Below are 12298 nucleotides of genomic sequence, written 5' to 3' on the forward strand. Positions count from 1 at the left end.
GCGCTTACACAAGTGGTGCACTGCCTCTCTTTTAGATGAGGTAGCCAGGCGGACCAGGCCATGACCGTGTTTTGTCCAGTAATCGATCAAGTAATCGTGCAGGTGGGAGGCCACACCCCACCCTTCATAGTCCGGGTGCACGCGCAGTCCCTCCAACCACCAGTTGTTTTGGTCAATCGCCGTCAGCTTGCCTAAAGCAACCACGCCTCCCCCATATTCAGCCACTGCCAGCATCCCCTGGTGATCATCCAGCCAGTCCACCCACGCTCCAGGCACGTAATCATCCCCTTCCCAGATCAAGCTGGTCAGCTCCATGGCATCTGCGGTATCCTTGGGCAGCGCCGGCCGGCAAACAATCCTGTATAAATCTTCTGCTCTTAACATCATATCCACAATATCCGCTTTACGAATTACGACTTATGCATCAGCCATTAATCCGGAAACATCTCCCCGATTATGTCCGGGGCATAGTGTTCCACCATCTCCGATGAAACACCGTTCTCCCGGCAGATCTCGGCGTACAAATCGGCGCTGGGTCGCTTGCACCGTGCTTGAGACTCGACATCCAGTTCCCATAAGCCAAATCGCTGTGTCCAGCCGCGATCCCACTCAAAGTTATCCACCAGCGTCCAGTGGAAGTAACCCTTGACCGGGAAATTGAAGTTCACCGCCCGAGGTCACTTTTCACCTGGCCAAGCTGTGACCAGCATCACTTTTTGACCATTCTGGGCCGGGGTAATATGGCTGCGAGTCATCAATCAGGGCAGATGTCGCAGCCGCATCGTCATGCAACTCGGACCTTACATATTCGAAACACCGCTAGCCCTGGCACCCATGGCCGGGGTAACCGACGCGCCGTTTCGAAATCTCTGCCGGCGACTCGGCGCGGATCTCGCGACTTCGGAAATGCTCACGTCCGACAGGCGTTTATGGAGCAGCGCAAAAAGCCGGACTCGCCTGCCCAGCGACGACGAGCCCGAACCGCGCAGCGTTCAGATCGCCGGGGCCGACCCGCACATGATGGCCGAGGCCGCGCGCGCGAACGCCGCCCTGGGCGCCGAAATCATCGACATCAACATGGGGTGTCCAGCCAAGAAGGTCTGCAACCAGGCCGCCGGCTCCGCACTCATGCAGGACGTAGCCCGTGTCGAAGCAATCCTGCGCGCCGTGGTGGAGGCGGTGGACCTGCCCGTCACGCTCAAGATGCGTACCGGTTGGGACAGAGACCATCGCAACGGCGTGGAGATCGCACAGATCGCCGAGACCATCGGCATCCAGGCGTTGGCCGTACACGGCCGTACACGTGCCGACGCCTATCGAGGCGAAGCCGAATACGACACCATCCGCGCCATCAAGGCCGCGGTTTCCATTCCAGTACTCGCCAACGGCGATATCGACAGCCCTCTCAAGGCGCGTGAAGTGCTCGACCACACCGGTGCCGACGGGCTGATGATCGGCCGTGCCGCCCAGGGCAACCCCTGGCTGTTCCGCGAGATCAGACACTACCTGACGTCCGGCGACATTCTTCCGTCGCCGACACGTGATGAAATCTGCACCACTCTTATTGCCCATGTGCAGGGACTGCACGCGCTGTACGGCATACCACGGGGCGTGCGCGTAGCGCGCAAACACATCGGCTGGTATCTCGAATCAATGCCGCAGGGCTCCGCCCTGCGCGCTCGGATAAATCGTATAGAAGACGCTGAGACACAGTTACACGCTATCGAAACAGCTCTGCTCCAACCGTCAAAGGAGATACTCGCGGCATGAACATAACAGGATCAAGAATAAAGCCTCATCCGGAAGAACGGCGCAGACAGCCGCTGGCCAGTGCCGTAGCCGTCGCACTCGAACGCTACTTCGAACAACTGGATGGCCACGAACCCGACAATCTGTATCGGATGGTGATCGAGGAAGTCGAACGCCCGCTGCTGCAGTGCGTCATGGAACAAACCGCAGGCAATCAATGCAAAGCGGCAACCTGGCTCGGTATCAGCCGCGGCACCCTGCGCAAGAAACTGCGCCTGCACGACCTGCTTTAGACCCTTTCCTTATGCGGCCGCCCCGAAAAACAACAAAAACGGGGCCGGTTCAGCGCCATGGCGAGCGAGCCCCGCTCCCGTTCGATTTTTACTCAGCTATTGTGCCTTGCGCACATCATCTAGGATGGCACGAAAATCCCGTGCCCAGCGATCGAAATGCGCGGCCAGTTTGGGATCCGGATAGAACCTCTTGAACAGCGCCGGATTCGATGTGACCAGTATCGTCTGCCCGTTCTCCGCGAAGATCGCGATCTTCGGCGGCAGATAGGGAATCAGCTTCGGATACTCCTTGGCCAGCGTATCGATCTCCTTGGGTTTGCCGAAGAATACGACACGATACTTGTCGGTCTTGAACCCCTGCCCTTTGAGGCCGATGTCCACGCGCTGCACCCGTGCCACTTTGTAGCCATGGGCATCGATACTTTCCTGCAGGGTGGCCATGGCCTCCGGAAACGGCAACTGCGAGCGCACCATCAGCAGGTCTTCCGCACAGGCGCTGGACGCCGTCAGCACCAGCAGCCCCCACAGCCATATCGTACGCGTGATCAGCATCCTCATAGCGTCGCCTCGTCGAGCACCTGCCGATAGACATCGTGCATGTGTTTGCACAGTTCGTTCAGCTCATCGTTGTTGAACAAATGGCTCAGCTTGAGGGGATTGATCGCCATCACGTAGACCTTCCCCTGCCGTTCCACCACCGTCACGCGGCAAGGCAGGAACAATCCCACTCGCGGATCGATCCCCAGTGCCTTGTTCAAAAACGGGAAGTTGCAGAAGTACAGAATATGCTCGCGCGTGTTTTCCTTGTCCTTGGGAACCAACCCATAGTCCAGCGACTGTTCGCGGATCATCAGGAAATTGGCCCCGATAATGGCCTGTCGCACGCTCTTGATGGTTGCCTCGAAGGAGCTCGACGATTCCTCCACCAGCATCGGCGGTTCGTTTTCGTGTTCCTCGACGGGCCCACGCTTCAGCGTACGCACATAGGCGACGATGTTGTCGATCTGCCGGTCGCTCAATCCCTTGGCACGGAAAGACACCATCGGCGTACCCTGTCGACCGTGGATCAGGGTATAGCGGATCTGCGCATCGGTGGCCGCCGCCTGGAAGCCGGGGTTGTTCAACGCGGGGGGAATGATCGGCAGGTTGCGCGGCCGAGAAAAGGTCACTCCCGTGCCGGCGCCGCCCTGCCCCCGATCACCATGGCAACTCGCGCAGTTGGCCGCGAACAGCTTGGCGCCCTGTTGAACGTCTCCCTTGACCGGCGCGGCGGAAAACTCGGGCGGTTTGACGTGGGTAAAGCTGCGCACGTAATGCACGATGGCGTTCACTTCGGCGTCGCTCAGCGACGGGAATGCGGGCATTACCCGGCCGGGGCGCCCGAGACGAATCGTCTTGGCCAGATAGGCGTTGTCCACGCTGGACTGGAACGAAGGCAGCGCCAGCGGCACGCCCACCCCGCCCCGACCGTGTTCACCGTGGCACACCGCACAGTTTTGCTGAAAAAGCTGCGCGCCGTTCGGCGCTGCGAAGGCCAGCGAGGGCAACAGGACCAACCATGACAGCCAGAATCTGAGCATACTCCGTCTCCTTAAGTCGACACGATGCATGACAGGAGATTGCGTCCAACCTTCCCACAAGCACCGCCGACGGGTATTGACCCAGGTCAACGGCGCCCGGCACGAACGGATTCGGTATAATCGCGCCACTTCGAAGCCAGGTTCTCATCAAATGGACAGCAACAACGATTTCCCCGTCACCCGCGCCCTGATCAGTGTGTCAGACAAAACCGGCGTCGTCGAATTCGCGCGTCACCTGCACACTGCCGGGGTCGAGATCCTTTCCACCGGCGGCACCGCCGACCTCTTGCGCAAAGAGGGCATTCCGGTGGTTGATGTCGCCGAACACACCGGTTTCCCGGAGATCATGGACGGGCGGGTCAAGACGCTCCACCCGCGCATCCACGGCGGCATCCTGGGGCGCCGCGACCAGGACACCGGGGTCATGGAAGAGCACGACATCGTCCCCATCGACCTGGTTGCCGTGAATCTGTATCCCTTCGAGGCGACCGTCGCCAAGCCTGACTGCAGCTTCGAGGACGCCATCGAGAACATTGATATCGGCGGCCCGGCGATGATCCGCGCCACCGCCAAGAATCACCGCTTCGTCACCGTCATCGTCGACCCGGCGGATTACAACCGGGTGGCTCTGGAAATGCGTGAGCGCAACGGCTGCGTCTGTGCCGATACCCGCTTCGATCTCGCCACCAAAGCCTTCGAGCACACCGCGCGCTACGACGGCATGATCGCCAACTATCTTGGCAGCCTGAGCAAAGACGGCTCGCGCCACACCTTCCCCCGTACCCTGAACCAGCAGTTCGACAAGCGCGAAGACCTGCGCTATGGAGAAAACCCGCACCAGCAGGCCGCGTTCTACGTCGACCATCGCTCGTCCGGCCCATCCATCAGTACCGCGGAACAACTGCAGGGCAAGGAACTGTCGTTCAACAACATTGCCGACACCGACGCGGCGCTGGAGTGCGTCAAACAGTTCGAGGTCCCCGCCTGCGTCATCGTCAAACATGCCAACCCCTGCGGGGTCGCCATGGGCGAAGACCTGACCGTAGCCTACGAGCGCGCCTACGCCACCGATCCCACCTCCGCCTTCGGCGGCATCATCGCCTTCAACCGGCGCCTGGACGCAGATACCGCGCGCACCATCATCGAGCGCCAGTTCGTCGAGGTCATCGTGGCACCGGCCATCGATGAGGGCGCCACCGAGGCCTTGAAGGAAAAGAAAAACATCCGGGTCCTGGTGACCGGCGAATGGCACAACCCCACACCCCCCGGTTTCGATTTCAAGCGGGTCAACGGCGGCCTGCTGGTGCAGGACCGCGATGTCGGCATGATTACCGAAGCCGATCTGCAGATCGCCACCTGGCGCTCACCCAGCGAGCAGGAAATGAAAGACCTGCTGTTCGCCTGGAAGGTGGCCAAGTTCGTCAAGTCCAATGCCATCGTCTACGCCCAGGGCGGCCAGACCACCGGCATTGGCGCCGGCCAGATGAGCCGCGTCTATTCCGCCCGCATTGCCGGCATCAAGGCGGCGGACGAAGGTATCGACGTCGTGGGTTCGGTGATGGCCTCGGACGCCTTTTTCCCCTTCCGCGACGGCATCGACGCTGCACACGCGGCCGGCATCACCGCAGTGATCCAGCCCGGCGGCTCGATGCGCGACGAGGACGTGATCCAGGCCGCCAACGAGCACGACATGGCCATGGTCTTCACGGGGATGCGCCATTTCCGGCACTGAGCAGACACCCGACAGACTGACCGGCCTGCTGACCCGGGTCGAAACCCTGCTGCGCGAATACGACCACGTCTACCTCGCCAACAGCGCCGCGCTGGCCGCAACGGCCATGCGCGACGACCGGCTGACCGAGGCCTGGCGGCTCCTGAACGGCGGCGACTGGTGGGGCCGCGGCGACTCGATCGCCATGCTCAACCTGGAAATCGAAGGCGGGTTCACCGCCAAGGCACGCCAGGACAGCCGCACCCTGCGCGAATCACTGGTCGAACTTCATCAGATCCTCGCCGAGGCCGGGCAGGCCGGCGAGGACGCCACCCTCATCGCAGCGGAATTACGTAAGTGGGTGGCATCGAGGATGTGATTTTATTTATGTGTCTTGAGTTTAATTAGACCGAATCTTGGTCTTGTTTCGCACGCTTTCGAGCTGGGATTTTTTATCTGACGCTTGTTGATGCGTGCGAGTCCCTTTCTTTGCTCGCACAAAGAAAGGGACGAAAGAAATGCGCCCCCACCGCCTTGGCCTTCGGCTTCCCTCGCAACCGTTGACTTGCGACGGGCACGGTTCGACACGACGTCCTGTCGTGACGAACCTCAGCCCGGCGTCCATGCCGGGCTGACCCTGCAAGCCATCGGCTGCTCGGCAAGGCGGGACGGGGTTTTTGGTGAGGTGTGAGGGGTGAAGCGAAAAGACATGACCCTCCTCACAACTTACTCCTAACTCCTCACGTCGAAGGTCCCCGTCGGCCGCGCCCGGAACGCCCCGCAGTGGACTGACCAGGAGCCGTTAGGGCGCGTGACGGATCACGCGCGTCGCCCGTCAGGACAAGGAAGTCCTGTCGGGCGACCTCCGGTCAGACCGCGGGGTGTGCAGGATGATGTGCAGGGAAGCACAAATGCTGACGCGCCAGGAAGGCAGCGCGTCGGCACAGTGCGGCCGTGGGGTGTCCTTTCTTTTGGTTCATTTTCTTTGGACAAGCAAAGAAAATGAACTCGCGCGGTGAGCCGTTAGTTAGATAAAAAATCCGCCCCCAATACGCGCGAAACCATTCCACGAACATTCCTAACAACGTTCAAAACGCACACCCAATACCCGTATTCAATCCCCAACCACCTCCGCATACAAATCATGCTCACCGGCGCCGGTGATCTCGACATCGAGAAACTCACCCACCTGCGCCTGCTCGCACGCCGACACGAACACCAGCCCGTCGATCTCGGGCGCATCGCCGGGGCCGCGGGCAATCACGCCGTCTCCATCGATCTCGTCGACCAGCACGGTCATTCGCTGACCGACCTTTTCCGCCAGCCGCTCGGCGCTGATCTGCGCCTGCACCGCCATGAAGCGCTCCAGTCGGTCCTGCTTGACCTCTTCGGGAACGGCGCCGGGCAGTTCGTTGGCCGCCGCCCCGGCCACCGGCGAATAGGCGAACGCGCCGACGCGGTCCAGGCGCGCCTCGCCGATAAAGTCCAGCAGTTCCTCGAATTCGGTTTCCGTTTCGCCGGGGAAGCCGACGATAAAGGTGCTGCGCAGGGTGAGATCGGGACACCGGGCACGCCAGTCGCGGATACGTTCCAGCACTTTTTCGGTGGCCGCCGGCCGGCGCATGGCCTTGAGGATACGGGAACTGCCGTGCTGCAGCGGCATATCCAGATAGGGCAGCAAACGGCCTTCCGCCATCAGCGGAATCAGGTTATCAACGTGCGGATAGGGATAGACGTAATGCAGCCGCACCCAGACGCCGAATTCGCCCAGCGCCTCCGCGAGCGCCTGAATATGCGTTTTGATGGGGCGCCCCTTCCAGAACCCGGTGCGATACTTTGTATCGACGCCGTAGGCACTGGTGTCCTGCGAGACCACCAGCAACTCGCGCACTCCGGCCGCCACCAGGTTTTCGGCCTCCTGCAGCACTTCGCCGATGGGCCGCGACACCAGATCGCCGCGCAGGCTGGGGATGATGCAAAAGCTGCAACGGTGATTGCAGCCTTCGGAAATCTTCAAATAGGCGTAATGGCGCGGCGTGAGCTTGATGCCTTGCGGCGGGATCAGGCTGCTGTACGGATCATGGGGCGCGGGTAGGTGTTCATGCACGGCCGCCATGACGGCCTCGTAGGCATGCGGACCGGTCACTGCCAGCACGTTCGGATGGGCCGTGCGGACCTTGGCCGCATCCGCACCCAGGCAGCCGGTCACGATAACCCGGCCATTCTCCTCCAGCGCCTCCCCGATCGCGTCCAGCGACTCCTCCACCGCCGCATCGATGAATCCACAGGTATTGACCACCACCAGGTCGGCCCCCGCGTAATCGGCGGAAATTCCGTATCCCTCGGCGCGCAGCTGGGTGAGGATGCGTTCGGAATCCACCAGCGCCTTGGGGCAGCCGAGGCTGACGAAGCCGATCTGTGAAGTATTGGGCATTATTTTTCCAAAAGGAGGCCTTGACAGGGGCCACCCAGGCTAGTTATGCACAGTTCTGAACCTCAGACGACTATCTTGTGCACCAGCCTGGAGCGGGTTCCAGAGTGTACACGAGTCCAGAAGAAAACTCTAATAATCAATGAAAATCAATGAGTTAAAAACTGGTCATTTTTTGACCAAAGTAACACTTCCGAAACAAATAACGGGACAAATGCATCTTGCCCGCAGTTCATCCACAGAGTTATCCACAGATTTTGTGGATAACGGGAGCACGCCCTATCGGCTCAATCACTTAGCTCACGAAGGTGTGCATTCCCATCAATTTTGCACGCTATCCCGGCTCCGACGATTGCCCTTGCCCGAAGCGCCGTGCTCCGGTATGATTCGCACCCTTTTCCAGCGCAGAAGTCTAGTTTGAGGACGCTTCCATGAAGGCGGATATTCACCCGAATTATCACGAGGTCAAGGTGACCTGCAGCTGCGGCAACGAGTTCACCACTCGTTCCACCTACGGCAAGGACGTGATGAGCGTCGAGCTGTGCTCGGCCTGTCATCCCTTCTTCACCGGCCAGCAGCGCAACGTCGAGAGTGCCGGCCAGGTCGACAAGTTCCGCAAGCGTTACGGCCGCAAGAACTGAGTCGGTGACGACCACCCGCTGGATCAAAAGGGCACTCCTTGCGAGTGCCCTTTTTGTTTGTGGTCTGGTCCTCCCCGCCGCCCAGCCGGTCGCGTGTCCGATCGGGCATGTCGACGTCCACGCCACCGTGCGCTACGTGTTCGACGGAGACACGGTCATGCTCACCAACGGCGAACGGGTGCGCTTCATCGGCATGGACGCCCCGGAAGTCTCGCACCAGGGGCGGCCGGCCCAGCCTTATGCCGACGCGGCGACCCGCGCCCTCAAGCAGTTGCTGAGCCGCAGCAACGACCGATTGCTGATCGAGTACGGCACACAGCGTCGGGATCATTACGGCCGACTGCTGGCCTATCTGTATCTGCCCGACCATACCGACCTGACCGAAACCCTGTTGCGCGACGGATTCGCCACGGCACTCACCATTCCGCCCAACACCCGTCACTACCGCTGCTACCAGGCCGCCGAGACTGCCGCCCGGCGTCAACGGCGGGGAATCTGGTCCCTGCCCCGCTACCAGCCCACGCCGAGCACGGCCGTCGGAGACCGGGCCAAAGGGTTTCATATCGTCACCGGGCGGGTCGAACACGTGGGGCACTCCCGCAAATCGGTGTGGCTGGATCTGCCGGGCCGTGTCGCGGTACGCATTCCCCGTAAGGACCTGCCATACTTCAAGAACATCAATCTGGACCAGCTCAGGGGGCGCCGGATCGAGATCCGCGGCTGGATTCACCATCATCGTGGTGAAAAACAGATCGAGGTGCGCCATCCCGCCGCCCTGAGCCTGCTTGACGAGTAATGCTGTCCCGCGCTTATCGCCCGCTCATCATAGCCTTTTTGCTGACCGCCTCGGCCCTGGCCGGCCTGGCCGCCTGTGCCACAAACCCGGTCACCGGCGAACCCGACCTGGTGCTCATGTCCCAGGGAGAGGAACTCGCCCTGGGCCGGGAATACGACAAGGAGGTGCTCAAGCAGTACCGCAAGCTGGACGATCCGCCGCTGCAGGCATACGTGAACCGCATCGGCCAGCGCCTCGCCAGTCGCAGCCATCGCAGCGACATCCAGTATCACTTCACCGTCCTCGACAGCTCCGAGGTCAACGCCTTCGCCCTGCCCGGCGGCTACGTCTACATCACCCGCGGCATGCTCGCCTACCTCGACACCGACGCCGAACTGGCCGCGGTGCTGGGGCACGAGATCGGCCACGTCACCGCCCGGCATGCGGTGCGTCAGCACACCACCTCCACCGTGATCGGCCTGATCGGCAGCATCGTGTCGGCGCGCACCGGCAGCGGTGCGGCCAATGACCTCAGCAACGTGCTGGGTCTGGCCATCGTCCGCGGCTACGGACGCGAGCATGAACTCGAGGCCGACCGCCTGGGTGCCGAATACCTGGCGCGCAGCGGTTACGACCCCGAAGCCATGCTGCAGGTGATCCGCGTGCTCAAGGCCCAGGAACAATATGAAATCGCCGCGGCCGAGCAGGAAGGCCGCGACGCCAACGTCTATCACGGCCTGTTCTCCACTCACCCCGACAACGATCAGCGCCTCCAGACCGTGATTCAGGCGGCAAACTCGCAACGCACCCGGCCTTACCAATCCGCCAACCGGAGCGGCTATCTGCAGCAGCTGAAAGGACTGACCTTCGGCCCCGGCGAACAGGACGGCGTCCTGCGCGGCCGCGACTTCTATCACCGCCCGTTGAATTTCACCCTGCGCTTTCCGGAGCGGTGGCGGGTGGAAAACCTGCCCGACCGGCTGGTGGCCGTCGGACCGGAGAAGGACAGCGTCATGGCCGTCAGGGTCCGCCCGGTCAAAACCGGGCAGGATGTCCGCACGGTGTACGGCGAGCTGTTCGGCAGCGAGAACCTGTCATCGGCCAGACCCGTACAGGGCAGGACACCGGGCTATACAGGGCTCGCCGCGTTGCGCACCCCTTTCGGCAATCGCACCGGCCGGGTGGCCGTGCTGCGCCTGGGAAATCACGATTTCGTCTTTGCGGCAGCCAATCAATCGAATCGCATCGGCGACATCGATCCGCAGGTCCTGGCCACGCAAAACAGCCTGCGCCCTCTGACGACGGCCGAGCAGCGTCTTGCACAACCCAAACGCATTCAGCTGATCCACGTGAAGGCCGGCGACACCTGGGATTCTCTGGCGCGCCAATCCGCCTTCACCTATCATGCTAGCGAGCAACTCAGGCTACTCAACGGCCGCTTCCCCGACGGACGTCTCGCCCCCGGGGAAACACTGAAAACAATCCATTGAACAAAGCAGATCCCATGTCCTCTCCCAAACAGCTGAACGAACAGGCGCTCGCCTATCACGAGCAGCCGGTGCCCGGCAAAATCGCCATCGAAGTCACCAAGCCCACCGCCTCACAACACGACCTCTCCCTGGCATACACCCCGGGCGTGGCCGAACCGGTACGCCACATTCACCGCAACCCGGAGGATGCCTACCGCTACACCACCAAGGGCAATCTGGTGGCCGTGATCACCGACGGCACCGCGGTGCTCGGGCTGGGCAACGTCGGTCCGCTGGCCGGCAAGCCGGTCATGGAAGGCAAGGCCGTGCTGTTCAAACGCTTCGCCAACGTTGACGTGTTCGACATCGAGGTCGAGGCGGACAGCGTGGACGATTTCGTCGATACGGTGACGCGCATCGCCTGCGGCTTCGGCGGCATCAACCTTGAGGACATCGCCGCCCCGCGCTGTTTCGAGATCGAGACCCGGCTTGCCGAGCGCCTCGACATCCCGGTCTTCCACGACGACCAGCACGGCACCGCGATCATCATCGCCGCCGGGCTGCTCAACGCCCTGGAACTGCAGGGCAAGAAACTCGAGGACGCGCGCATCGTCTGCCTCGGCGCGGGTGCAGCAGGCATCGCCTCGATGGAACTGCTCAACGCCCTTGGTGCCCCGCGCGAGCATCTGTGCATGGTCGACCGCAAAGGCATCATCCACACCGGGCGGGACGACCTCACCCCCCACAAGCAGTCCTTCGCCATCGAGACCGAGGGCCGCACCCTGCTGGACGCCTGCACCGGAGCAGACGTGTTCATCGGCGTCTCCGGCCCCGACCTGATGAGTGCCGACATGCTGGCGGCCATGGCCCCCAAGCCGGTGGTGTTTGCGCTGTCCAATCCCGATCCGGAGATCCTGCCCGAACTGGCGCACAAGACCCGCGACGACCTGATCATGGCCACCGGACGCAGCGACTATCCGAACCAGGTGAACAATGTACTGGGCTTCCCCTACATCTTCCGCGGCGCCCTGGACGTGCGCGCCAAATCGATCAGCCGCGCCATGCACATCGCCGCCGTCGAGGCGATCGCCGAACTCGCCCGCGAACCGGTCCCGCAGCAGGTACTGACCGCCTACGGGCTGGACCACCTCGAATTCGGACCCGACTACATCCTGCCGAAACCGCTCGACCCGCGCCTGGCCCGCATGGTCCCGGCCGCCGTATCCGAAGCGGCGCGGCAAAGCGGCGTAGCCCGTATCTAGCGTCGAGGGGCCGCGGGTGCGACCGGCCGCCATGCACAAGCCGTTCTGGTTGTGCCTGCTCCTGCTGCTGCCCGGCCTGGGTCTGGCGCAGGGCTTCGAGCTCAAATCGCTGGCAGCCCTCAAAGGGCAGGGCATTGATGTCTCGGCCGAAATCGTGAACCTGTCCCAGGGCCGGTTCATCGGCGCGCTGAATCCCGACCAGCGCCTGCTGCCAGCCTCGGTCACCAAGCTCTATACGGCCGCCGCCGCCCTGCAGCAATGGGGGGCCGCACACACCTTCAAGACCCGGTTGCTGATGCACGGCCGTCTGCGCGGCGACACCCTGCAGGGCGACCTGATCCTGCTCGGCAGCGGCGACCCCACCTTCGACCACGACGACCTGGCCCG

General features: G+C 62.2%; 14 protein-coding genes. 9 read left to right on the forward strand and 5 right to left on the reverse strand.

Annotation, left to right across the window (positions count from 1 at the left end):
• Both P8Y64_10605 and P8Y64_10610 read right to left on the reverse strand, forming a co-directional pair.
• Positions 1 to 315: GNAT family N-acetyltransferase (locus P8Y64_10605; GenBank protein ID MEJ2060918.1), on the reverse strand; the 315-nt coding region annotated here is incomplete at its 3' end.
• Positions 316 to 431: 116 nt separating this feature from the next.
• Positions 432 to 668, reverse strand: coding sequence for a family 1 glycosylhydrolase (locus tag P8Y64_10610; protein ID MEJ2060919.1), 237 nt, complete (start codon positions 666 to 668; stop codon positions 432 to 434).
• A gap of 118 nt (positions 669 to 786) precedes the next feature.
• On the opposite strand from P8Y64_10610, the gene dusB reads away from it, so the two are divergent.
• Positions 787 to 1770 carry a tRNA dihydrouridine synthase DusB gene (dusB, locus tag P8Y64_10615; GenBank protein ID MEJ2060920.1) on the forward strand — a complete coding sequence of 328 codons (984 nt, stop codon included), beginning with the start codon at positions 787 to 789 and terminating at the stop codon, positions 1768 to 1770.
• On the forward strand, positions 1767 to 2042 hold the full coding sequence (locus P8Y64_10620; GenBank protein MEJ2060921.1) for a helix-turn-helix domain-containing protein: 276 nt from the start codon (positions 1767 to 1769) through the stop codon (positions 2040 to 2042). The genes dusB and P8Y64_10620 overlap by 4 nt, the downstream gene beginning before the upstream one ends.
• 96 nt (positions 2043 to 2138) lie before the next feature.
• Here the strand turns inward: P8Y64_10620 and P8Y64_10625 are convergent, their stop codons facing one another.
• Entirely contained in the window at positions 2139 to 2600 is a 462-nt protein-coding gene (locus tag P8Y64_10625; GenBank protein MEJ2060922.1) for a DUF302 domain-containing protein, read from the reverse strand.
• A complete protein-coding gene (locus P8Y64_10630; protein ID MEJ2060923.1) occupies positions 2597 to 3622 on the reverse strand; it encodes a c-type cytochrome in 1026 nt (341 codons plus the stop codon). The genes P8Y64_10625 and P8Y64_10630 overlap by 4 nt, the downstream gene beginning before the upstream one ends.
• 151 nt (positions 3623 to 3773) lie before the next feature.
• On the opposite strand from P8Y64_10630, the gene purH reads away from it, so the two are divergent.
• The gene (gene purH / locus P8Y64_10635; protein MEJ2060924.1) at positions 3774 to 5354 is read left to right on the forward strand and encodes a bifunctional phosphoribosylaminoimidazolecarboxamide formyltransferase/IMP cyclohydrolase; all 1581 of its coding nucleotides are present in this window, start codon (positions 3774 to 3776) and stop codon (positions 5352 to 5354) included.
• A 106-nt stretch (positions 5355 to 5460) separates the two neighbouring features.
• Positions 5461 to 5712, forward strand: a complete 252-nt coding sequence (locus P8Y64_10640; GenBank protein ID MEJ2060925.1) for a hypothetical protein — start codon at positions 5461 to 5463, stop codon at positions 5710 to 5712.
• Positions 5713 to 6447: 735 nt separating this feature from the next.
• Here P8Y64_10640 and rimO read toward each other — a convergent pair.
• Complete coding sequence (gene rimO / locus P8Y64_10645; GenBank protein MEJ2060926.1) at positions 6448 to 7767, reverse strand: 30S ribosomal protein S12 methylthiotransferase RimO; 1320 nt, start codon at positions 7765 to 7767, stop codon at positions 6448 to 6450.
• Between the two features lie 428 nt (positions 7768 to 8195).
• Here rimO and rpmE point away from each other — a divergent pair, with 428 nt between their 5' ends.
• The 5 genes from rpmE to P8Y64_10670 all read left to right on the forward strand — a co-directional run.
• A complete protein-coding gene (gene rpmE / locus P8Y64_10650; protein ID MEJ2060927.1) occupies positions 8196 to 8405 on the forward strand; it encodes a 50S ribosomal protein L31 in 210 nt (69 codons plus the stop codon).
• Between the two features lie 136 nt (positions 8406 to 8541).
• Positions 8542 to 9201, forward strand: a complete 660-nt coding sequence (locus P8Y64_10655; protein MEJ2060928.1) for a thermonuclease family protein — start codon at positions 8542 to 8544, stop codon at positions 9199 to 9201.
• Complete coding sequence (locus tag P8Y64_10660) at positions 9201 to 10670, forward strand: M48 family metalloprotease (protein MEJ2060929.1); 1470 nt, start codon at positions 9201 to 9203, stop codon at positions 10668 to 10670. The genes P8Y64_10655 and P8Y64_10660 overlap by 1 nt, the downstream gene beginning before the upstream one ends.
• A 14-nt stretch (positions 10671 to 10684) precedes the next feature.
• Positions 10685 to 11911 (forward strand): malic enzyme-like NAD(P)-binding protein, encoded by a 1227-nt coding sequence (locus P8Y64_10665; protein MEJ2060930.1) that lies wholly within the window; start codon positions 10685 to 10687, stop codon positions 11909 to 11911.
• Between the two features lie 16 nt (positions 11912 to 11927).
• On the forward strand, positions 11928 to 12298 hold a 371-nt coding region (locus P8Y64_10670), incomplete at its 3' end, for a D-alanyl-D-alanine carboxypeptidase (protein MEJ2060931.1).

The sequence above is a fragment of the Gammaproteobacteria bacterium genome (assembly GCA_037388465.1).
Lineage (GTDB): Bacteria > Pseudomonadota > Gammaproteobacteria > SpSt-1174 > SpSt-1174 > JARRKE01.